This window comes from Olsenella profusa DSM 13989, assembly GCF_030811115.1.
Lineage (GTDB): Bacteria > Actinomycetota > Coriobacteriia > Coriobacteriales > Atopobiaceae > Olsenella_F > Olsenella_F profusa.
The window spans coordinates 2,387,286-2,409,539 of sequence record NZ_JAUSQK010000001.1 but is presented as its reverse complement, the minus strand read 5'-3'; the positions used below and the strand labels follow the sequence as shown (position 1 = coordinate 2,409,539).

Annotated in this window: 21 protein-coding genes and 1 tRNA gene; 15 read left to right on the top strand and 7 right to left on the bottom strand. The window is 62.8% G+C overall.

Annotation, left to right across the window (positions count from 1 at the left end; genetic code table 11):
• Window positions 1-31: 31 nt before the first annotated feature.
• Genes J2S71_RS11220 through serC form a run of 3 tightly spaced genes read right to left on the bottom strand, consistent with a single transcriptional unit; the run spans window position 32 to window position 3,664 of the window.
• Window positions 32-1,336, bottom strand: coding sequence for a DUF1015 domain-containing protein (locus tag J2S71_RS11220; protein WP_307391920.1), 1,305 nt, complete (start codon window positions 1,334-1,336; stop codon window positions 32-34).
• A gap of 8 nt (window positions 1,337-1,344) precedes the next feature.
• Window positions 1,345-2,544 (bottom strand): 3-phosphoglycerate dehydrogenase family protein, encoded by a 1,200-nt coding sequence (locus J2S71_RS11215; RefSeq protein WP_021726131.1) that lies wholly within the window; start codon window positions 2,542-2,544, stop codon window positions 1,345-1,347.
• A gap of 34 nt (window positions 2,545-2,578) precedes the next feature.
• Window positions 2,579-3,664, bottom strand: coding sequence for a 3-phosphoserine/phosphohydroxythreonine transaminase (serC, locus tag J2S71_RS11210; RefSeq protein WP_021726124.1), 1,086 nt, complete (start codon window positions 3,662-3,664; stop codon window positions 2,579-2,581).
• A 129-nt stretch (window positions 3,665-3,793) separates the two neighbouring features.
• Here serC and J2S71_RS11205 point away from each other — a divergent pair, with 129 nt between their 5' ends.
• From J2S71_RS11205 to J2S71_RS11195, 3 genes are all read left to right on the top strand, one after another.
• The gene (locus J2S71_RS11205) at window positions 3,794-4,471 is read left to right on the top strand and encodes an HAD family hydrolase (protein WP_307391917.1); all 678 of its coding nucleotides are present in this window, start codon (window positions 3,794-3,796) and stop codon (window positions 4,469-4,471) included.
• A 104-nt stretch (window positions 4,472-4,575) separates the two neighbouring features.
• On the top strand, window positions 4,576-4,926 hold the full coding sequence (locus J2S71_RS11200) for a phasin family protein (RefSeq protein WP_021726261.1): 351 nt from the start codon (window positions 4,576-4,578) through the stop codon (window positions 4,924-4,926).
• A 6-nt stretch (window positions 4,927-4,932) separates the two neighbouring features.
• Window positions 4,933-6,621 carry an ABC1 kinase family protein gene (locus J2S71_RS11195; RefSeq protein ID WP_307391915.1) on the top strand — a complete coding sequence of 563 codons (1,689 nt, stop codon included), beginning with the start codon at window positions 4,933-4,935 and terminating at the stop codon, window positions 6,619-6,621.
• Here J2S71_RS11195 and J2S71_RS11190 read toward each other — a convergent pair.
• From J2S71_RS11190 to J2S71_RS11175, 4 genes are all read right to left on the bottom strand, one after another.
• Window positions 6,618-6,770 (bottom strand): hypothetical protein, encoded by a 153-nt coding sequence (locus J2S71_RS11190; protein WP_307391912.1) that lies wholly within the window; start codon window positions 6,768-6,770, stop codon window positions 6,618-6,620. The genes J2S71_RS11195 and J2S71_RS11190 overlap by 4 nt on opposite strands.
• Before the next feature lie 237 nt (window positions 6,771-7,007).
• Window positions 7,008-8,984 carry an ABC transporter ATP-binding protein gene (locus tag J2S71_RS11185; RefSeq protein WP_307391909.1) on the bottom strand — a complete coding sequence of 659 codons (1,977 nt, stop codon included), beginning with the start codon at window positions 8,982-8,984 and terminating at the stop codon, window positions 7,008-7,010.
• Window positions 8,977-10,791, bottom strand: coding sequence for an ABC transporter ATP-binding protein (locus J2S71_RS11180; RefSeq protein ID WP_051332953.1), 1,815 nt, complete (start codon window positions 10,789-10,791; stop codon window positions 8,977-8,979). Before J2S71_RS11180 ends, J2S71_RS11185 begins: the two co-directional genes overlap by 8 nt.
• A 79-nt stretch (window positions 10,792-10,870) precedes the next feature.
• A complete protein-coding gene (locus J2S71_RS11175; RefSeq protein WP_370873223.1) occupies window positions 10,871-11,362 on the bottom strand; it encodes a MarR family winged helix-turn-helix transcriptional regulator in 492 nt (163 codons plus the stop codon).
• 331 nt (window positions 11,363-11,693) lie between these two features.
• On the opposite strand from J2S71_RS11175, the gene J2S71_RS11170 reads away from it, so the two are divergent.
• The 12 genes from J2S71_RS11170 (at window position 11,694) to J2S71_RS11115 (ending at window position 22,246) form a co-directional block, all read left to right on the top strand.
• A complete protein-coding gene (locus J2S71_RS11170) occupies window positions 11,694-12,020 on the top strand; it encodes a hypothetical protein (RefSeq protein ID WP_307391904.1) in 327 nt (108 codons plus the stop codon).
• Window positions 12,021-12,217: 197 nt separating this feature from the next.
• Window positions 12,218-13,495: an O-acetylhomoserine aminocarboxypropyltransferase/cysteine synthase family protein gene (locus J2S71_RS11165; RefSeq protein WP_370873222.1), complete on the top strand. Its 1,278-nt coding sequence runs from the start codon at window positions 12,218-12,220 to the stop codon at window positions 13,493-13,495.
• A gap of 218 nt (window positions 13,496-13,713) precedes the next feature.
• Window positions 13,714-14,334 carry an NUDIX hydrolase gene (locus J2S71_RS11160; RefSeq protein ID WP_307391901.1) on the top strand — a complete coding sequence of 207 codons (621 nt, stop codon included), beginning with the start codon at window positions 13,714-13,716 and terminating at the stop codon, window positions 14,332-14,334.
• The gene (manA, locus tag J2S71_RS11155; protein WP_021726249.1) at window positions 14,324-15,274 is read left to right on the top strand and encodes a mannose-6-phosphate isomerase, class I; all 951 of its coding nucleotides are present in this window, start codon (window positions 14,324-14,326) and stop codon (window positions 15,272-15,274) included. The genes J2S71_RS11160 and manA overlap by 11 nt, the downstream gene beginning before the upstream one ends.
• A gap of 35 nt (window positions 15,275-15,309) precedes the next feature.
• Window positions 15,310-15,385, top strand: a tRNA-Arg gene (locus tag J2S71_RS11150).
• Window positions 15,386-15,542: 157 nt separating this feature from the next.
• Window positions 15,543-16,463 (top strand): 1-phosphofructokinase family hexose kinase, encoded by a 921-nt coding sequence (locus J2S71_RS11145; RefSeq protein WP_307391898.1) that lies wholly within the window; start codon window positions 15,543-15,545, stop codon window positions 16,461-16,463.
• A gap of 74 nt (window positions 16,464-16,537) precedes the next feature.
• Entirely contained in the window at window positions 16,538-18,241 is a 1,704-nt protein-coding gene (gene ptsP, locus J2S71_RS11140; RefSeq protein ID WP_307391895.1) for a phosphoenolpyruvate--protein phosphotransferase, read from the top strand.
• Between the two features lies 1 nt (window position 18,242).
• Window positions 18,243-18,431, top strand: coding sequence for a hypothetical protein (locus tag J2S71_RS11135; protein ID WP_307391892.1), 189 nt, complete (start codon window positions 18,243-18,245; stop codon window positions 18,429-18,431).
• Between the two features lie 614 nt (window positions 18,432-19,045).
• Window positions 19,046-19,555, top strand: a complete 510-nt coding sequence (locus J2S71_RS11130; protein ID WP_307391889.1) for a hypothetical protein — start codon at window positions 19,046-19,048, stop codon at window positions 19,553-19,555.
• A complete protein-coding gene (locus J2S71_RS11125; protein WP_307391886.1) occupies window positions 19,552-20,229 on the top strand; it encodes an ABC transporter ATP-binding protein in 678 nt (225 codons plus the stop codon). Before J2S71_RS11130 ends, J2S71_RS11125 begins: the two co-directional genes overlap by 4 nt.
• Window positions 20,230-20,294: 65 nt before the next feature.
• Window positions 20,295-21,080 (top strand): ABC transporter ATP-binding protein, encoded by a 786-nt coding sequence (locus tag J2S71_RS11120; protein ID WP_307391883.1) that lies wholly within the window; start codon window positions 20,295-20,297, stop codon window positions 21,078-21,080.
• Window positions 21,077-22,246 (top strand): ABC transporter permease, encoded by a 1,170-nt coding sequence (locus J2S71_RS11115; RefSeq protein ID WP_307391880.1) that lies wholly within the window; start codon window positions 21,077-21,079, stop codon window positions 22,244-22,246. The genes J2S71_RS11120 and J2S71_RS11115 overlap by 4 nt, the downstream gene beginning before the upstream one ends.
• Window positions 22,247-22,254 lie beyond the last annotated feature (8 nt).

Genomic DNA, 22,254 nt, shown 5'->3' with positions numbered 1-22,254 from the left:
GAGTGTATGTTGACCTGCTCATACTAGCATGTCAGCGGCAGCGCGTCCAATGGGGCACACGCAACAACGATGAGGCAGGGGGCTGCCGCCCCTCGCGAATCCCCCTGATGAAGAAACCGCTCCTGAGCTTGGGCTCGAACCAGGTCGACTTGGGAGGCATGAGCATCCCCGCGTCGGAGACTGCCATGAGCTGCTCGACGGAGGTGGGGTGGAGCCAGAAGGCAACGCCGTCCGTGCCCGCCAGCCCCTCGAGGCGTCCAGGTCCCTCGATGCCGCCCACGAAGCGGATGCGGCTGCTGGTGCGCGGGTCCCTGACCTGCAGAATGGGGCCGAGCACGCGCTCCTGAAGCACCTGCGTGTCGAGGGATGCGACCGGGTCGCAGGGATCGTCCGTGCCCCTGGGCGCATGCAGCATGTGCCAGCGTCCGCCCGCATAGAGGGCGATCTGGCCCGTGCGTGCAGGCTCCCGGAAGCTCTCGGTGGGGCCATCCACCACGAAGCCCTGCGCCGCGATGCGTGCGGTCAGCTCGTCTGTGGAGAGGCCGCAGGCGTCTGCGACCACGCGGTTGTAGGGGAGCACCCTGAGCTGGCTGGCGGGAACGAGCACGGCCAGGAAGAGGTCGCTCGGAAGCGGCCCCCCCTCGCCACGGGCGCGCGCCTCCGCGCGCTGGCGCTTCCCCACGCGCACGGCGCTGGCGGCACGGTGGTGCCCATCGGCGATGTAGGCATGGGGTATGGTCGCAAAGGTGGCCCTGAGCGCCTCGACGGCGGCGGGGCGGGCAATGCGCCAGACCGTCTGGCGGACGCCCTCCTCATCCGTGAAGTCATAGAGGGGCTCTCCCGTGGCGGCAAGGTCGCAGAGGGTGTCCACGGCGACGTCGTCGTGGTACGTGAGGAGGATGGGGCCGGTCTGTGCGCCGGTCGCCTCGATGTGCCTGATGCGATCCCGCTCCTTTGCCGCGGTGGTGTTCTCGTGGCGCAGGATGGTGCCGTCCTCGTACTCGTCGATGGAACAGGCGCCCACCACGCCCACCTGCGCGTGTCCGTCCTGCTCCAAGCGGTAGAGGTAGTAGCAGGCGGCGGTGTCGTGGAGCAGCGTGCCATCGGAGGCGCGAGCGCGCAGGAGCTCCGCGGCCTTTGCGTAGACGTCCGCTGCGTACATGTCATGGTCGGGCGGGAAGGCCGTCTCGGGGCGGTCTATGGCCAAGAAGCTGTCGGGGTGGCGCTCCACGTAGGCGCGCGCCTGCGCCCGGTCGAAGACGTCGTAGGGGAGGCTCGCAAAGGAGGCGGCACGCGTCGGCGTGGGCCTCCAGCAGTCAATGGGATCCACGCGCATGGCCGCACCTACTCCCTGTGGCTCGTGATCGCGGGAGTGATGACGCGCACGCGGTAGATGCCCTCGATGGCACGAAGCCTGTCATAGGTCTCGCGATCGAGCGGGGCGTCGGTCTCCACCAGGGTGTAGGCGTTCTTGCCCTGCGCCTCGTTCCTCATGCGCTCGATGTTGACGCTCGATGCGGCGATGACGGCGGAGATCTGGCCAATCATGTTGGGCACGTTGGCGTGGAGGGCCGCAAAGCGACCGCCGCCGCGGATGGGGCCCATGTCGCAGTCGGGGTAGTTGACGGAGTTCCTGATGGTGCCCAGCTCGAGGTAGTCCCTCATCTCGCTCACCGCCATGCGGGCGCAGTTCTCCTCCGCCTCGTTCGTGCAGGCGCCCATGTGGGGCGTGATGATGGCGTGTGGCATCCTGACGGTCTTGGGCGTGGCAAAGTCGCAGACGAACGTGCCCAGCTGACCACTCTCGAGCGCGTCGGCGACATCATCCTCGTCGATGACATCGGCGCGGGCATAGTTGATGAGCATGCCACCCGGGTTCATGAGCTTGAGCTGGGGGGCGTCCATCATGTAGACGGTGTCCTCCTTGGAGGGGACGTGCAGCGTGACGTAGTCCGCGCCGTGGCAGAGCTCCTCGAGGCTGTCCACGCGCTTCACGTTGCGCGAGAGCTGCCAGGCGTGCTCCACGGACAGGTAGGGATCATAGCCGTAGACGTCCATATCCAGGTGGATGAGGGCATTGGCCACCTTGGAGCCAACGGCCCCGAGCCCCACGACGCCCACCTTGCGGCCTGCGACCTCATGTCCCACGAAGGCCTTCTTGGTGCGCTCGGCCGCGCGTACGATGTCGGGATTCCGTGCGTTGGCGCGCACCCAGTCGATGCTGCCAAGGACGTTCCTCGAGTTGGCAAGCATCATTCCCACGACCAACTCCTTGACGGCATTCGAGTTGCCGCCCGGTGAGTTGAAGACCACGATGCCGCGCTCGGCGCACTCCTCGAGGGGGATGTTGTTGACACCCGCGCCGGAGCGCGCCACGCAACGGACGGAGGCACCCAGGTCGAGGCCGTGGATGTCGCTTGCGCGCACAAGGACGGCATCGGCCGTTGAGATGTCGTCCGTCTTCTCGTATCCCTCGCCCAGGTCGGCCACGCCATCGCGCGTGATGTCCTTGGCGATGTTGTCCAGTACCATTACGTAACGCATCCGCGTTCCCCCCTGTGGCCGTGCCGCCCAGCCCTCATGCCGCGTGCGCGGCCTCGAAGTCCCCCATGTAGGCGAGCAGCGCTTCCACCGACTCGCGTGAGACGGCATTGTAGCAGCTCGCACGCATGCCTCCCACCAGGCGATGCCCCTTGACGTTGACGATGCCACGCTCTGCGGCGCCCTCCACGAAGGCATTGTCCAGTTCCTGGGAGCCGGTCCCGAAGCAGACGTTGGAGATCGAGCGGTCCTCCCTGCGCACCGTTCCCCGGAAGAGCGCGCTCTGATCCAGATAGTCGTACAGGAGGTTGACCTTCTCCCAGTTGCGACGCTCCATGGCGGCGAGCCCGCCCTCGTCCTCGACCCAATGGAACACCTTGCCGCTGACGTAGATGCCCCAGCAGTTGGGCGTGTTGAGCATGGAGCCCCTGGCCGCCTGCACCCGGTAGTTCAGGTAGGTGGGGCAGGCATCGATCGCGGGGCCCTTTTGGATGAGGTCGTCGCGCACGATGACGATGGTGGTGCCGGCGGGGCCCGCGTTCTTCTGTGCGCCCGCATAGACGAGCCCAAAGCGGCCCACGTCCAGAGGCTGGCTCAGGAAGCAGCTCGAGACGTCCGCCACGAGGGGGACGTCGCCCGTCTGGGGCAGGGTGCGCATCATGGTGCCGAACACGGTCTCGTTCTGGCAGACATAGACGTAGTCGAGATCCTGGTGCACGCTGGTCGGAAACGCGGGCACCCGGTCGAAGCCCGTGTCCTCGCTCGAGGCCAGAAGCTCGGCCTCTCCGTAGCGGCAGGCCTCCCCGTAGGCGCTCCTCGACCAGTTGCCCGAGACCACATAGCCCGCCCTCCGGTGGCGCATGAGGTTCAGGGGGATGCCGGCAAACTGCAGCCAGGCACCCCCCTGTAGGAAGAGCACCCGGTAGCCGTCGGGGATGCCCATCACGCGCCTGAGCGTCGCCTCCGCGTCGTCGAAGATGGACTGATAGAGTGCAGAGCGATGGCTCATCTCCATGACCGACATGCCACTGCCCTGGTAGTCGAGCATCTCGCGTGCGCATTGCTCGAGGACGGGCACGGGTAGTGCAGCGGGTCCTGCTGAGAAGTTATGCACTCGTGTCATGGGATCGACATCTCCTGCCTAGTTGTAGGGACATAGACGTTACCTTACTATGCACACGTGTCGTTCGTGTGGCATTTTCCCGTTTGGTTACCATCACAGGCGAACCATCGAGACCCCTGGAGGCCCACCGTGCAGTCAGCCCTGACAGAGAGACTTCGCAGCAAGCGCCTCGTGGTCTTCGACTTCGACGGTACCCTCGCCGACACGAGGCCCGCCATCGTGGCCATCGCCCGGGAGGTGCTCATGGAGCATGGGCTTCCCGAGGAGCGTCTCAAGGACGTCGGCAAGCTCGTAGGGCCGCCCTTCCCCCAGGCCTTCACCATGGTCTTCGGCTACTCCGCAGAGGAGGCCCGGGTCATCACCAACGAGTACCGTGCCCTCTACTGGAGGGCGGGCGCCCGGGCTTGGCCCCTCTTCGACGGTGTGGGGGAGCTACTCAGGGCCATCCGTGCCTCGGGTCGTCTTCTGGCCACGGCGAGCTCGAAACGCCAGGCGCTCCTGGAGCGCTGCATCAGGGATGACGGGGTGTTCGACCTCTTTGACCTGGTGTGGGGCAAGCAGCATGACGATAGGGGCACCAAGGCCGAGACGCTTGCGGAGGTGCTGGGGCGCCTGGAGGTGCCTGCCGAGGACGCCGTCATGGTGGGCGACCGCCACTTTGACGTCGAGGCCGCCCGCGACAACGACGTGGCATGCATCGGGGTGGAGTATGGCCATACGGCAGAGCCCGGCGAGCTCGCGGATGCCGGAGCCGTCCGCGTGGTGGGATCCGTGCGTGAGCTGGGGGACGTCCTGCTTGGTGCGTAGCGTTCCTGGCGTGATGCGCCCCGCAACGCAACGAGGGCCATCCCAGGGGTACACTGTTGCCATACCGCGGGCATGTGGTGCCTGCGTCTACGAGAGGAGTTTTCATGAGTGCCTTTGACGATCTGGGCGAGGGTGTGCGCAAGATCTTCCTGGCCGGTGTCGGCGCCGTCGCCCTGAGCGCAGAGAAGTCCCAGCAGCTTGTGAATGACCTCGTCAAGAAGGGCGAGCTCACCGTTGAGGAGGGCAAGGCGCTCAACGAGGAGCTCAGGCATCATGCCAGCAAGGCCAGCTCCGATGCGTCCGACGCCCTCCTGAGGGCCAAGCTCAGGAGCATGACGGCCGAAGAGCGCGCCGCCTGGCTCGCCCACGCGCAGAGCATCGCGGACGGCATCGACGCCGCCCCCACCAAAGTCCCCGTCGAGGATGGGTCTGCCAGCACCGAGACGCAGGACTAGGATCCCGTGGCCACGCCCGCCGAGGAAGAGCCAGCCACAGGGGGCGACCTCTACGAGACGATTGGCCTGTTGGGGGGTCGATCGGCTCAGGAGCGCTATGGCATCACGCGTGCCACGAAGGTGGCCCGCCTGAGGGAGATACTCTCCATCGCGCGCCATTACGACATCCTGCATGGCATCACCCCCATCATGCTCCGTCGGCTGCTCGAGGAGCTTGGCCCCACCTTCGTGAAGGCTGGACAGATCCTCTCCATGCGCTCCGAGATTCTGCCCGAGAGCTTCTGCAACGAGCTGGCCAAGCTGCGCACCAACGTTGAGCCCATGGATCGCGACCTGCTTTTGGCCACGCTGCGCGCGGAGTACGAGACGCCGATCGAGGACATCTTCGACGCCATCGACGACGTGCCATTGGGATCGGCGTCGGTGGCGCAGGTGCATAAGGCGCGCCTTGTCACGGGTGAGCTCGTGGCCATCAAGGTGCAACGACCGCACGTGCAGGAGATCATGGCGCAGGACATATCCATCATGCGCTCGCTGGCCAAGCATGCCTCGGGCATGATGGGCAGCGACCAGTTCCTTGACCTCAAGAGCGTGGTGGATGAGCTCTGGCAGTCGTTCTGCGAGGAGACTGACTTCCTGGTGGAGGCGCGCAGCCTCGAGGAGTTCAAGCGCAACAACGCATCCTGCCGTTTCGTGGACTGCCCCAAGCCCTATCCGCGGCTCTGCACCGAGCACGTGGTGGTCATGGACTATGTGGATGGCATCCCCATCGGTCAGCTGGACGAGCTCAGGGAGGCTGGCTACGACCTCGAGGAGATCGGCACGAAGCTGGTTGACAACTACACGCAGCAGCTGCTTGATGACGGCTTCTTCCATGCCGACCCGCATCCAGGCAACCTCGTGGTGCAGGAGGGGAAGATCGTCTATCTCGACCTCGGGCTTATGGGCAGGCTCTCCGCCCACGACAGGGGGGCCATCAGGGACATGGTGCTCGCCGTTGCGGAGCATGACTCCGCAGCCCTGAAGGATGGCCTCCTGCGCTTCGCCGTCAGTGACGTGAGCGGCGTGGACCATCCGCAGCTGCTCCAGGATCTCGACCAGATCATCGGCTCCTATGGCATGGCGGACCTCTCCGAGCTGGATCTGGGTGCCTTCCTCAATGCGCTCATCCAGATGGCGCGCCATGATGGTGTGGAGCTGCCGGGGACCGTGACCATGTTGGCCCGCTCACTCGTGACGCTCGAGGGTGTGGCCGACCTGTTCTTGCCCAACGTGTCAATGGTCGACATCATCCGCCGGCACATCAGGAATCACTTCGACCCCCTAGATTCCCTCAGGGACGAGATGGGGGAGCTCGCACGCAGCTCGATGCGGGCGAGCAAGAGCCTGATAGGTGCCGCCGGCGATGCCTCGCTCGCCATGCACATGCTTACGAGGGGCCAGCTGCGCATGAACCTCGACCTGCCCGGTACCGAGGATCCCATGAGCGACATTGCGCATGCTGCCGATCGCCTCACGATGGGCATCGTGATCGCGGGCTTGTTCATCGGTTCGTCGATCCTGTACTACGCGCGCGTGCAGCCCATCGTGTTCGGCATTCCCGTCATCGGCATCATCGGCTACATCGTGGCGTTGGTGCTGGGACTCTGGATCATCAGCCAGATCATGAACGAGCAGCGTCATCGGAGGCGCTAGCGTGGGCCGACCTCGGACGCTCGGTCCACCGTCGTGACGGATGTGATCCGAGACTGGTCGCCGGGCGCTGCCGTGCCACTGCCATCCTGGACGGGCGTGTCCCGGGCGACGGCATCCACCGCGTCCATACCCTTTGCTGACCCTGCCAAGCGCCGCATAGTGACCATCGAGCGACATGTTGTCCGCCTGCATGATGAAGAACTGCGAGCTGCCGGAACCCGCATCGCTCGAGCGGGCCTGCCGATGGTGCCACGCACATGGGAGATGACGTTGACGACGCCGTTCTGGCTGAGCTCCCCCTTGTATGCAGAAAAAAGGAATAGTAGGGGGTCGTGAGTCACGTGCGGCTCATGACCCCCCTGTGCTGGCGGATGTGCGAGCAGCTCCTACTCCAGTTCGAACGCTCCGGTGTAGAGCTGGTAGTACGTGCCCCTCTGGGCGATGAGGTCATCGTGCGCCCCACGCTCGATGATGCGACCATGGTCCAGCACGATGATGACGTCTGAGTTGCGCACGGTGGAGAGGCGGTGCGCGATCACGAACGTCGTGCGCCCCTTCATCAGCGCATCCATACCGCGCTGGACAATCTGCTCGGTGCGGGTGTCGATGGAGGACGTCGCCTCGTCCATGATCATGACGGGCGGGTCGGCCACGGCTGCGCGGGCGATGGAGAGCAGCTGGCGCTGGCCCTGCGAGAGCTGCGCCGCATTGTCCGTGAGCATCGTCTCGTAACCCTCGGGAAGGCGCTCGATGAACGAGTCGGCACCGGCGAGCTTGGCAGCCGCAATGCATTCGTCATCCGTGGCCTCGAGACGCCCGTAGCGGATGTTGTCCATGACGGTGCCTGTGAAGAGGTTCACGTCCTGCAGCACGATACCGAGGGAGTGACGCAGGTCATCCTTCCTGATCTTGTTGATGTTGATGCCGTCGTAGCGGATCTTGCCGTCGTCGATGTCATAGAAGCGGTTGATGAGGTTGGTGATCGTCGTCTTGCCGGCACCCGTCGCGCCCACGAAGGCCACCTTCTGCCCGGGGAGGGCATACAGCGAGATGTTGTGCAGCACGATATGGTCGGGGCTGTAGCCGAAGTCCACGTGGTCGAGGACGACCTCACCTTGGAGCGGCACGTAGTTGGTGAAGCCCCTCTCCTGATGAGGGTGCCGCCATGCCCAGGTGCCCGTGTGCCCGGACGTCTCGATGAGCCTGCCCGATGTGGCATCGCGCTTGGTGCGGACCAGGGTCACGTAGCCATCGTCGGTCTCAGGCTCCTCGTCCAGGAGGTCGAAGATGCGTTCGGCACCCGCGAGGCCCATGACCACGAAGTTGATTTGCTGGGAGACCTGGCCGATGGAGCCGGCGAAGCGCTTCGTGAGGTTGAGGAACGGCACCACGATGGCGATCGTGAGCGCGCCACCGCTGATGGAGGGGTTGGGGAAGCCCGTCGTGAGGAACAGGCCACCGGAAAGCGCCACCAGCACATAGGCGAGGTTGCCCAGGTTCATGAGGACGGGACCGAGGGTGTTGCCATAGATGTTGGCGTTCTTGGCCGCCTGGAAGAGCTTCTCGTTGACCCTGTCGAAGTCCTCCTGCATCTCGCGTTCGTGCGTGAAGACCTTGACGACCTTCTGGCCGTTCATGGACTCCTCTGCAAAGCCCTCGGTGTTGGCGAGCTCCACCTGCTGCTTGAGGAAGAAGCGTGCCGAGCGGCCGCCCATGAAGCGCACGAGCCAGGTCATGAGGGCGACGACCAGCAGCACCACGATGGACAGGGGGACGGAATACCACAGCATGATGAAGAGCGTGGAGGCCATCTGCAACATCATGGTGAGCAGGTTGGGCAGCGCCTGCCCGATGAGCTGGCGCAGTGTGTCCACGTCATTGGTGTAGTGCGACATGATGTCGCCGTGCTTCGTGCTGTCGAAGTAGCGGATGGGCAGGTCTTCCATGTGGTCGAACATCTGGTTGCGAACCTTCATGAGGGTGCCCTGCGTCACGATGGCGGCAAGCTGCGTCTGGGTGGCCTGTGCCGCGATGGCGATGACGTACGTGCCGATGAGCGTGAGGATGATGGGGACGATCTGCTGGGCGGCGGCGTCCCAGTTGCCAGTGGAGAAGTGCTCCCCAACGACGTCCAGCACCTGCTGCATGAACACGGAGGGCAGCGAGGTGAGGATGGCTGCCGCAAGGATGCAGACGATCATGATGGTGGTGCGCACGGGGTAGTACGTGAAGATGAGACCGATGGTGCGCTTGAACACGATGCCGGGATTGCGTGCGGCGCGGCCACGGCCACCGGACGCACCCTCGTGTCGGACGTCCTGGGATCCTGTTGCCTGCTGGTCCCTTTTGGTCTCGCTACTCATGTGCCCCGACCTCCTTCCTCGTGCCGGTTGCATCGCCTGCGACATCGGCGTCCTCCATGGAGCCCATCTTCTGATCGTGGGACTGCTTGTTCTGGGAGGTGTAGGTCTCGCGGTAGATGTCGCTCGTGCGCAGCAGCTCGTCGTGCGTTCCGATGGCGCTGATCTGGCCATTGTCCATGACCACGATGCGGTCGGCGTCCTCGACGGAACTCGTGCGCTGCGCGATGATTATCTTGGTGGTCTCGGGAATGAAGTTCCTGAAGCCCTGGCGGATGAGCTTGTCGGTCTTGGTGTCCACGGCACTCGTGGAGTCATCCAGAATCAGGACCTTGGGCTTCTTGAGCAGGGCGCGTGCGATGCACAGGCGCTGCTTCTGGCCGCCGGAGACGTTCGTGCCGCCCTGCTCGATGTAGGTGTCGTACTTCTGGGGCATGAGCTGGATGAACTCGTCCGCCTGGGCGAGCTTGCAGGCCTCGACGATCTCCTCGTCCGTGGCGTTCTCGTCGCCCCAGCGCAGGTTGTCCTTGATGGTGCCCGAGAAGAGGACGTTGCGCTGCAGGACGACGGCCACCTGGTTGCGCAGGGTGTCGAGGTCGTATTCGCGCACGTCCACCCCACTCACCTTGACGGAGCCCGTGGTGACGTCGTAGAGGCGGCTGATGAGCTGGATGAGCGTCGACTTGGAGGAGCCGGTGCCGCCAATGATGCCGATGACCTCGCCGCTCTTGATGTGCAGGTCGATGTCACGCAGTGCCATGCGCTCGGCGTGACGGGAGTACTCGAAGCTCACGTGGTCGAAGTCGATGGAGCCGTCCACCACGGTGTGGCGGGGGTTCGCGGGGCTCGTGAGGTCGGGCTTCTCGATGAGCACGGCGCAGAGGCGGCGTGCGCTCTCCTCGGACATGGTCACGATGACGAAGATCATCGAGAACATCATGAGGCTCATGAGCATCGAGAAGCCATAGGTGATGAGGGCGGACATCTGACCGACGTTCATGGTGGTGCCATAGCTCTGGATGGTGGCGCGCGAGCCAAAGAACAGCACGAAGGTGTACACGACGTCGATGGCGAGCGTCATGAGGGGCATGCCGAGGGCGAGGATGCGCTCGACATGCACGAAGTCATGGTAGAGGCCCTCGGAGGCCGCGTTGAACTTCTGCTTCTCATAGCCGCTGCGCACGAAGGACTTGACCACGCGGATGCCGCTGACGTTCTCCTCGACGGAGTCGTTGAGGACGTCGTACTTGTGGAAGATGCGGCGGAACATGGGCATGACCTTGATGGCGATGCCAAAGATGGCGGCGCTCAGCAGCACGGAGATGATCACGTACACCACGGCCATGCTGCCGCCCGTGATGAAGGCCATCACGATGGCGAAGACGATCATGAGCGGGGCGCGGATGGCGGTGCGGATGATCATCATGTATGCGAGCTGCACGTTCGTGGTGTCGGTGGTGAGACGCGTCACGAGCGAGCTCGTGGAGAAGCGGTCGATGTTGGAGAACGAGAAGCGCTGGATGGTCGCGAAGAGGTCGTGGCGGAGGTTGCGCGCGAATCCCGTGGCCGCAATGGAGCAGGTGACGCCCGCGCTTGCGCCGCAGGCGAGCGAGATGACGGCCAGGGCAACCAGGATGAGGCTGTAGTGGCCAATGGTTGCCATGTCCGCTCCCTGCTGCAGCGCATCGATGAGCTGCGCCGTGATGAACGGGATGATGCACTCGATGGCGACCTCGCCGATCACGAGGATGGGTGTGATGATAGAGTCCCTGCGGAACTCGCGGATGCTCTTGGCGAGCGTGGAGAGAATGCTTCCGTAGCTGAGCTGCTCGGCGGAGGGGTCACTCTCCGTCTGTGAGCCCCGTGCCGCTGCGGTGGTGTCTGCATTCCTAGTGCTCACAGGGTGTCTCCCTTCTGTCGTATTCCTTCTTCTGCCAGCTCTGCTCGACCCTCTCGAGGAGGCTGGCGAGCTGTTCGCGTTCTGGTGGGGTGAGGGCGCCGAGGGAATCCCGCACGAAGGCGAGGCGCCTCTCGGTCTCCTCGCGTGCGACCGTGGATCCGGTGGGGGTGAGGGCGATCTCCAGCTGGCGGCGGTCCTGCTCCGAGCGCGTGCGCGTCACCAGCCCCTCCGCCTCCAGCTTTGCCAGCACCTCCGAGAGGGCGGCCGAGCTGATGGAGTAGCTGTCCTGCAGCTCCCGCTGCGTGAGGTGCCCGCCACAGTGCAGCAGCTGCGTGAGGATGTGCTGCTTGCCGCTGCGGCCTCCTGCGTGCACGTGCAGATAGTGGCCGAAGAAGCCAAAGCTGCGCATCACGCGCTTCTCGGGCGTGCCCTCCAGCAGCCCCCACTCCCTGGAGAGGGATTCCTTGGTCAAGGGGCCCATCCTCCCTACTCGTACCTGATGAACCGTTGGCAGGATACGAGCGCGGAACGATGGATGTCAAGGTACCTAGCAAATAATCGCAAAGTACCTTCCCAATTATCTTCACATCTCCACAGTGCGGGCCGAAAGGCGCCGTGCGACCGTGACCTATCGCCTCCTGCTGCCGCGGTCGCCGGGGTGACGGCGGCTCTTCGGCGCTTGGATGCCCGTGGCTTGGCGTTGGGGCCATAGGCGGCGCCGCTGCGATTGCCATGGATGGGGGCGCGGAAACCCCTCCTTGTGCAGGCGCTGGCAGAGGCTGTCGGCGCGGTGCCTGCCGCGGCAGAGCACGATGACGCGCTTGGTGCCCTCCTGTTCGAGCGAGGCGGGCATCAGCCTGTTCTTTGCCTGTGCGGAGACGGGTGGCACGTGCTGCTCCACGGTCTCGGCGATCGTACCCTTGGGTTGCGATCCTGACGCGTGCGGGGCCGCGCACGGGAGGACTCGTGTGGGCGAGGGCATCATCAAAGGGCAGCTGGGGGATGGCGGCGGCCTGCACGGGGGAGGGCGTCTCGTGGCCCAGGCCAATGACGGCGACATGCGTGGCCTGAGAGAGTCCCAGTGTCTCAAAGCTGGGAGCGGTGGTCTGGGAGCGGTGGTTCATGGGTTCCTCGTCTGATAGGAGTCCGTAGGGGACTGTGGGAGTGACAAGTCTCACAGCCATACCCAGGCGGGCCAGGTGACCCGTCATCCCGTTGACAATCAACACGAAAATGTCTCCCTTGGCGTTCCCGCGCGTTCCCGAACGCGTACCATGGGATCCTGTCCACGTCGCCGTATCCCTGGGCTCGTGATTGCCCACGTAGAGGAGGCATCATGTCGAGCATTGCAACACGCTGCATTCAGGCTGGCTACACGCCTGATAACGGGGAGCCCCGCCAGGTGCCCATCGTGCAGTCGACCACCTTCAAGTACGACACCTCGGAGCAGATGGGCCGGCTCTTTGACCTCGAGGCACCGGGCTACTTCTATACGCGCCTGCAGAATCCCACCAACGATGCCGTCGCGGCAAAGATTGCCGCGCTCGAGGGCGGCACGGCGGCCATGCTCACCAGTTCGGGCCAGGCGGCCAACTTCTTTGCGGTTTTCAACATCACCGAGTGCGGTGGCCACGTGGTGGCAAGCTCGACCATCTACGGCGGCACGTTCAACCTGTTGGCCCACACGCTGCGCAAGATGGGCATCGAGACCACGTTCGTCTCGCCGGACTGCACGGACGGGGAGCTTGACGCGGCCTTCCGTCCCACCACCACATGCGTCTTTGGCGAGACCATCGCCAACCCCGCGCTCACGGTGCTCGACATCGAGCGGTTCGCCCAGGCCGCCCATGCCCATGGCGTGCCCCTCATCGTGGACAACACGTTCCCCACGCCCATCAACTGCCGCCCCATCGAGTGGGGTACCGACATCGTGACGCATTCCACCACCAAGTACATGGACGGCCACGGTGCGGCCGTGGGCGGCGCCATCGTGGACTCGGGGAAGTTCGACTGGATGGCGCACGCCGACAGGTTCCGGGGTCTCACCACGCCGGACGAGTCCTATCACGGCATCGTCTATGCCGAGAGGTTTGGGCGGGAGGGGGCCTTCATCACCAAGGCGACCTCGCAGCTCATGCGCGACTTCGGCTCCATCCAGAGCCCCCAGAACGCCTACCTGCTCAACCTGGGCCTTGAGAGCATGGACGTGCGCATGCCGCGCCACTGCGCCAATGGCATGGCCGCGGCCGAGTTCCTCGCGACCCATCCCAAGGTGGCGCACGTCGTCTATCCTGGGCTTCCCGGCGACAGCTACCATGCCCTCGCCCAGAAGTACCTGCCCCGCGGCTCCTGCGGCGTCGTGAGCTTTGACGTGATGGGTGGCCGCGCGGCGGCGGAGAGGTTCATGGCCGCGCTCAGGCTCTGCACCATCGAGACGCATGTGGCCGATTCGCACACCTGCTGCCTGCACCCCGCAAGTTCGACGCACCGCCAGATGACGGACGAAGAGCTTGGCGCGGCAGGCATCGGGCCCGCGATGGTGCGCCTCTCCTGCGGCCTGGAGGGTGCCGAGGACATCGTGGCCGACCTCGACCAGGCGCTTGCCGCGATGTAGCACGTCCCTGCGCGCCTTCGGGGGCCGCTACCTTGCGTCCTGCACCCAAAGTGCACACGCAACGCATCTTCGTGCGCGTCTGCCCAGGATGTGGTTTCTGAAAACGCGTTGCGTGTGCACTTTGGGTGGATGGTTTCGAGTATCCCCCTCGGATGGCTGCCATCCCAGGGGCCCGCAGGCGCCTTGACCTGCTTGCCGAAGCGTGAAAGGGTGATGCCATGGACACTCACCACAGCGAGGATGACCTCGACAGGATCCGGACGTACCTTGCGCCCGACGATCGCCTGCGCGAGGAGGTCATGGCCACCCATATCCAGTGGGAGGGGCGGATCTTCTCGACCCAGACGTTGGACGTGCGCCTTTCCGACGGTTCGCGCGCCACCCGGGAGACGGTGTCCCACCACGGCGGCGCTGGTGTCTGTGCCGTGCGGGAGGGCCATATCTGCCTGGTGCGGCAGTGGCGGGTGGCGCTCGAGGGGATGACGCTGGAGATCCCCGCGGGCAAGCTCGACGCGGGCGAGGAGCCGGAGGCATGTGCCGCCCGCGAGCTGGAGGAGGAGACGGGCCTTGTGGCCGAGCGGCTCGTCCCCGTCGCGACGGCGGTGGGATCGCCCGGCTTCTCCAACGAGGCGACGCACGTCTTCCATGCGCTGGGCCTCTCCCAGGGAGTCGCCCATCCCGATGCGGGGGAGCGTGTTGACGTGGCATGGGTGCCGCTCACCGATGCCGAGTGCGCCATCAGTGCGGGTCTCATCATAGACTCGAAGACCATCATTGCTATCCTCTATGCTGTCCGGCACCTCGATGACACCGACCCGGGAGCCTGCCATGTCCCATGAGCTCATCTTTACCCAACCCCTCTTTCATGAGAAGATCTGGGGTGGTCGCAGGTTGCAGGCCGAGTATGGCTACGACATCCCCGCGGGCCCCATAGGGGAGTGCTGGGCCATCTCGGCCCATCCGTCAGGTGACTGTCCCATCGCGCGTGGCGCGTATCGGGGCATGACGCTCTCACGTCTGTGGGACATGCATCCGGAGCTCTTTGGCAGGACGGGTTTCGACCGCTTTCCCCTGCTCGTCAAGATTCTCGACGCGGAGGGTGATCTCTCCATCCAGGTGCATCCCGACGATGCCTATGCAATGGCACACGAGCGCGGGTCATTGGGCAAGATGGAATGCTGGTATGTGCTCCATGCGGAACCCGATGCGACTATCGTGGTGGGACAGCGCGCGCATGGACGTGAGGAGTTCGCCCGCCTGGCGAGGGAGGATGCCTGGGATCGGCTGCTCAACGAGGTGCCCGTGCGCACGGGCGACTTCTTCCAGATCATGCCGGGTACGGTGCACGCCATCAAGGCGGGCACGATGGTGCTCGAGACCCAGCAGTCATCGGACGTCACCTATCGGGTGTACGACTACGATCGCGTGCAGGCAGATGGCACGCAGCGCGCGCTGCACCGCGCCCAGAGCCTCGACGTCATAGACTTTTCCCAGGTGCCCCCATCTGGCGGCGTGTCCCATGCGGCCGATGGGCCGGGCGTCACCCTGCTCGAGGAGTGCGCCCGTTACCGCGTCTGGCATGTGCTGGTGGGCGACGAGGCCATCACCCTGCCCTCCCCTCGGACCTTCTACTGCGCAAGCGTCGTCGAGGGGCAGGGTGCGGCGGCAGGGGAGGCCGTGTGCAAGGGCGACCACCTGGTGGTGCCCCACGGCTTTGGTGACCTTGCGCTCACGGGTTCGATGGAGCTCATCGTCTCCACGGTGCCTGAGGTCCCCTAGGGCATGGGTGTGCGCTGTGCTATCATGTCCGTTCTGCTCCCTTAGCTCAGTGGATAGAGCATCGGTCTTCTAAACCGCAGGTCAGGCGTTCGAGTCGCCTAGGGAGCACCAGCTGCCGAAAGGGCCTCCGCATGCACGGAGGCCTTTTTTGTTCCCGTCCAAAGGCGCGGTGGTCGGAGCATCGTCACCATTCGGGAAGCTTTTGGTGCCCTGAGTGGCTTGCGTAAGGCATAATGTAGGTTACGTGTTGCTTTGAAAGGAGCCTACGTTGATCTACACCGTCACCCTGAATCCCGCCATCGACTACGTCATGCGTCCCCTGACGCTGGACATGGGCTTCACCAACCGCTCTTCGGGTGAACAGCTCTTCTGTGGCGGCAACGGCATCAATGTCTCCACGCTGCTCAACGAGCTCAAGGTCGCAAACACCGCCTACGGCATCGTTGCGGGCTTCACGGGGGACTATCTCATCAAGACCCTCCAGCAGAACGGCGTCTCCGCCAACTTCGTCCAGCTGGACGAGGGCTTCACGCGCATCAACATCAAGCTCAACGGCATTGTCATGACCATGGTCAACGGCATGGGACCCGATATCCCGCAGGAGAAGGTCGACGAGCTCCTGGAGCGCATCGACTACGTGGGTGAGGGAGATACGCTCGTGCTCACGGGCTCCATCCCCAAGACGCTGCCCGAGAACATGTACGACGTCATCATGAAGCGCCTCGCCGGTCGGGGCACCCGCTTCGTGGTCGACGCACCAGGCAATCTCCTGCTGGAGTCACTGCCTGCCCATCCCTTCCTCATCAAGCCCAACAACCACGAGGTGGGTCGCATCTTTGATGTCCATCCTGAGACTCCAGAGGAGTGCATCCCCTTTGCCAAGGAGCTGCACGAGCGCGGCGCACAGAACGTCATCGTCTCCTGTGGCGGCCACGGCTCGCTCCTCTATGACGAGAACGAAGAGGTGCACGTCGTTCCCACGGCAAAGATTCAGCTGGTCAACGCCACAGGTGCCGGTGACTCCATGGTTGCCGGCTTCGTCGCCAAGACCCAGGCGGGTGCGGACTACGAGACGTCCCTGCGCTTTGCCTCCGCCTGTGGCACTGCCACCGCGGCAAGCGACGGCATCGCAAAGCGTCCCATGATCGACAAGGTCTATGCGGACCTCTGCAAGATCATCGAGGGCTAGCTGACGGGGTGTTTGTGGCGGCCGAGTGGCCGTCTTGGGTTTGTTAATGGCAGCGCGTCTCTGAGGAGGGCTCTATGTTCAAGGGTGTCAATGCTTCTGACGGCTTCGGTATCGGTGTGGCGCAGGTGGCGGTTGCTCCCGACCTCTCCTTTACCCCCAGCGTCCCTGAGGATACCGAGCAGGAGAAGGCCCGCTACGAGGCCGCCCTCAAGCTCTTCGTGAGCCAGACCAACAACCAGATCGAGCGCATGACGCAGAGCGTCGGCGAGGAGGCCGCCGCCATCATGGGCGCTCACATAGAGTTTGCGGAGGACGAGGGCATCAAGGACATGGTCAGTGGCTCCATCGACGCCGGCATGTGCGCCGAGCAGGCCGTGAGCGAGGCCTACGACCAGTACTGTACCATGTTCTCCCAGATGGATGACCCCCTCTTCCGCGAGCGTGCCGCCGACGTGGCAGACGTCAAGACCGGCCTTCTGGCCGACCTCCTCGGCAAGCAGGTGGTGGACCTCTCCACGCTCCCAGAGAACTCCATCGTGGTCGTGCATGAGCTCACCCCCTCCATGACGGCTGACATCGACAAGAAGAACGTCGCCGGCATCGTCACCGAGACCGGTGGCCGCACGTCTCACTCCGCCATCATCGCCCGCGCGCTCGAGATTCCCGCGGTGCTCTCCGTGGAGGAGGCCACCAAGAACATCAAGACCGGCGACATGGTCATCGTGGATGGTGGCGCGGGCGACGTCATCGCCAAGCCCACCAAGGACGAGCTGGAGTCCTATCGTGCGAAAGCCAAGGCCTACGCGGACGACAAGGCGGCCCTCGAGTCCTACCGCGGCAAGCCCACGGTGACGGCCGATGGTGAGTCCAAGCTCCTGGTTGCCAACATCGGCAACCCCGACGATGCCAACAGCGCCGCCGAGCATGACGCCGAGGGCGTGGGCCTCTTCCGCTCCGAGTTCCTCTTCATGGATGCCACCGAGCTCCCGAGCGAGGACGAGCAGTTTGCTGCCTACCAGAAGGTCGCTCTGCGCATGAAGGGCAAGCCGGTCATCATCCGCACGCTCGACGTGGGTGGCGACAAGGAGATTCCGTACATGAACCTCCAGAAGGAGGATAACCCCTTAATGGGCTTCCGTGCGGTGCGCTACTGCCTCAACAATCCCGAACAGTACAAGGTGCAGCTCACGGCCCTGCTCCGCGCCTCCGCATTCGGTGACATCAAGATCATGCTGCCGCTCGTGACCTCCATCGACGAGGTTCGCCAGGCACGGGCGCTCGTCGAGGAGTGCAAAGCCGACCTCGATGCGCGCGGCGTTGCCTACAACAAGGACGTAGAGGTGGGCACCATGGTCGAGACGCCCGCCGCCTCCCTCATCGCCGATGACCTCGCAGCCGAGTGCGACTTCTTCTCCATCGGCACCAACGACCTCATCGGCTACACCATGTGCGCCGACCGCGGCAACGAGCGCGTCGCCTACCTGTATGAGGTCTACCAGCCTGCCGTCCTGCGCTCGCTCAAGCGCATCATCGCCGAGGGCAACGAGGCCGGCATCATGGTTGGCATGTGCGGCGAGGCTGCGGCCGACCCGCTGCTCATCCCCGTGCTGCTGTCCTTCGGCCTAGGCGAGTTCTCCGTGAGCGCGCCGTCCATCCTGCGCACGCGCCGCATCATCAGCCAGTGGACCAAGGAGGAGGCGGACGCCCTCACCGAGAAGGTCATGGCCCTCAAGACCGCCGCTGGAGTGAAGGCTGCGCTGCAGGCTGCCGCAAAGTGAGATGGATAGGGAGCGCAGGCTGCACCTGCTGACGGTGCTGTGCCTGGTGTTTGCCAGCGTCAGCACGGTACTGGCGCTGGCGACTTTGCTGGTGCTCGGCAGTCATCCGCTGCTTCTGGCCGACCATGTGGTCGCGTTCGCGTGCTTCCTTGCGGCGCTCCTACTCAACATCCACACACGGATGCGCTGAAAGGACGTGGTGGGGGTACGGGGGTATGGTTGCCGTGCACCCTTCTGTGGGATGCGGCGGCTGATGCGTCTCGGCGAGCGTTGTTGTGCTCGGAGTCTCGATATCTTATACTCTGGGAGCGGCTCCGGGGTGTAGCGCAGCTTGGTAGCGCATCTGCTTTGGGAGCAGAGGGTCGCTGGTGGGGGCAATAACCCTTCGAAAAACGCTCACCGACCGTGTCACTAGAGCCTCTCGCAAGAGGATCGCGTGGAGGGGCGCCCCCGAGGACGTCTGACCTTGGCTTCTGGCATGGACACACGTAATCGGGTCGCGAGCAGATCCCATCGCAAGGCGGTAACCATCGTCGCTCGCAAGCTCTGCCACGCCATATTCGTTGTAATGCGCGACCAAAGGCCATACGACTCAGATCGCGCACGATCGCGGCTTTTCGTCCCCAAGTAATTATGTTGCCTAATTATGTCCTCCGTTATCCGGCGCTTTCCGCTTGCGCCCTGCTGGCCCTTATCGCGATTGTCCTAGGGGGCCTGTCGATACTGTTTTTCCCGAAAGGCGCATCGGCATCTTGTCGGAAGCGGTCGGGCCCCTTTCGTGCTATTGCGTTGAGGGGCAGGTCCATGGCACTTTCCTATGGCATTCTGAAAAAAACGAGCAAAGCGGATCTCGTGGGTACCCTTGTTGTTTGCGTTCCTATTCTAACTGTCATGTTGCTCGTTTCTGCCAGCCCTTTTGCAACCTATACCGCATGCAAGGTCATCTGCGCTTTCTTCCTCGCAGACTTCTCTGTGGCAGAAAATGATGGGGCTTTTAGAATGGCAAGGAGATTCTACAGGGTCGCTACGTGGGAGGCAGCTCGTGTGAAAGCGCTGATGGCCGGTGTCCTGTTGCTCATTGTGGCGATAACGTCATGCGCCCTCTCCTCTTCCTCCCAAATTCTTCCCATGCTCGCCGCATGCCTTGGAGCATTTGCTTACGGTTTTGTCTGGTCCTTTGTGATGGGCGAGTTTTTCGTACAGCACCGCGTGACATCGCTGTGGACGTTCCTCTTTGGGCTCCTACCCGCTATCTCAGTGATCCCCCTTGTCTACGGAACTATCGTCACTATACGCATCTGGAGATACAGATGATACAGTTGGAACAGGTCGTCAAACACTATGCAGGTGGGATGGGCGTAGGGCCTGTCGATTTCGGGGCAGCCGACGGTGAGGTCTGTGGCATTGTTGGCCCGAACGGTGCGGGCAAGTCTACTCTGTTCGGTATCATCGCCGGAACCGTCGAGCACTATGCAGGGTCGTGGGTACTGGACGGCGCGAACCTCCAGGATATCGAGAGGGGCACCATCGGATATCTTCCCGAGGAGCCCTTCTGCTTCCCGTCCTTTACCCCGCGTGAGTTCTGCGCGTTTGACTCCGGGATGCGCGATCTCGGGCTTTCGGCAGGCGAGATAGATGGGCATCTGAAGAGCTTCGGCTGTGGCCATTTTGCCGATACCAAGATTAGTAGACTTTCCCAAGGTATGGCCAAACGCGTATCCATAGCATGCGCCTTCGCGGGCAATCCCAGGCTCATCCTCCTTGACGAGCCTCTCAACGCCATAGATATAATGACCACCATCTCCCTCAAGGAGCACGTTTTGCGCGCGAAGCAGCGGGGATGTACTGTCCTGATCTCGAGTCACATCCTCGATTTCATTGACGAGGTTGCCGATAGGGTCATCTTCCTCGACGAAGGAGTAATTGTGGCTGATTTTAACCCGAGAGACGTGAAAGCGGAGAACATGTACAAGAGGTGTTTCATGTGAGGAGACTTGCTGAACTTTGCTGCAGCCGTTGTGCCGATGGGAAGAGCAAGAGAGGGGTATGAGGTATGCAAGACCCGATACAGGTGTCAGAGCTGAAGAAGAGCTACCCACTTTCCAGGAAGCAGCGCAGAGAGCTGGGTGTGCAGTCGAGAAGGAAGATCGCTGTCGAGGATCTCTCCTTCTCGGTTGACAGGGGGGAGATATTCGGCCTGCTCGGCCCAAATGGCGCCGGCAAAACCACGACGCTGAGGATACTGGCGACCCTCATTAAGCCGGATTCGGGCGATGTGCGGGTCTGTGGTAGATCGGTGGTAGCCAGCCCAGTTGAGGTGCGAAAGAGGATAGGGTTCCTGACAAGCGAGCTTAGGCTCGAGGAGGTCTTTACCCCTGATTACCTCTTCGACTTCTTCTCCGATTTGCATGACATAGACTCCGTAATCCGGAACAGGCGCAAGGAGGAGCTGTTCTCCAGGTTCGGGATTGGGAGCTTCGCGCAGACGAAGATAGCCGACTTGTCGACGGGCATGAAGCAGAAAGCGTCACTTGTCATCTCGATTGCGAGTGACCCTGAAGTCATCATCTTTGACGAGCCAACAAATGGGCTTGATTTGATTGCCGCCAGAGTGGTTACCGATTTCCTCCTCGAACTCAAAGAGAGAGGGAAAACAATATTGCTGTCAACCCACATATTCGAACTGGCCGAGCGCGTTTGTGACAGAATCGGAATCATCATCGACGGTAAGATGGCGCAATGTGGCCCTCTTGCCGAAATGACGGCCTCGGAGTCCCTGGAATCGGTCTTTTTCGGGCTCTACGATCATCGAGATGGGCGGCAGGTGGCTCAACAATGAGAAGTACGTTTCTGATTTTCAAGAAGGAGATCGCCCGGTTCATCAACGGCAAAGTGTCGGCCGTCCTCGCTGTAGTTCTGCCCGGAGTCCTGATCTTCAGCATGTGGACGATCATGGGTAACATCATAAACAAACCCAAGGATGACGGTGAGCCGGTGAAACTTGCGGTTATGAACCTGCCGGAAAGTGTCAGGTTGGCGGCAAACCCGAGACAGATAGCGCTGATAACTTTGGATTCGCTGCCCAGTCGTGATGATATGCATAAGCGGATACAAGAGGGAGATTACGACGCGCTGGTTGTCTTTCCCAATGATTTCGATGACCAGATATCCTCCTTCCGCCTGTACGAAACCACTGGAGGCGTTCCGCAGGTCAATGTGTTCTACAACTCGGACGATTCAAAATCCCTCAAGGCATTCGAGGCGACGAAGACATTCCTTGATGCGTTCGAGTCATCTATGGTGAACTGCTTCGACGTGAACGCTGGCGAGGACAGCTATGACCTTGCAACACCGCGCGACAAGACGGGGTTCATGTCGGTGTCTCTCATACCGTTCATGCTTCTCATTCTGGTGTTCAGCTCATGCATGTCCGTGACGACAGAGGCAATCTCCGGCGAGAAGGAAAGGGGCACTCTGGCCACGCTTCTCGCCACCCCGATCAAACGTAGACACATTGCTTGGGGGAAGTCGCTCGCCTGTTCCTTGATAGGTTTGACCATAGCGATTTCGAGTGCGATAGGGATATTCGCCAGCTTCCCTACTATTATGCAAAGAAGCGCTAACTTTGGCGTGTATGGCTCTGCTGAGTATGGGCTGACCGCCCTCGTAGTGCTGTCGCTCACCGTGCTCATCGTAGTCATGATTATGATCATATCGGCGTTTGCGAAAACCACCAAAGAGGCGCAGACGTACCTGGCACCGGCGATGGTTCTGGTTATGGGCATCGGCTTACTCGGCATGGCCGGAGGAGAGCCGCAGCAGGCGCTAGGATACTATCTTATCCCCCTGTACAACGGCGTCGAGGCGATGATCTGTATTCTGTCCTTTGAGTTCAACATCGCAACCCTGATTACCTGTATCATCAGTAATTTCGTTTATGCTGTCGCTGGCATCTTCGTCCTCGAACGCCTGTTTGAAAGCGAACGACTGATGTTTGCAAGATAATGACGCAT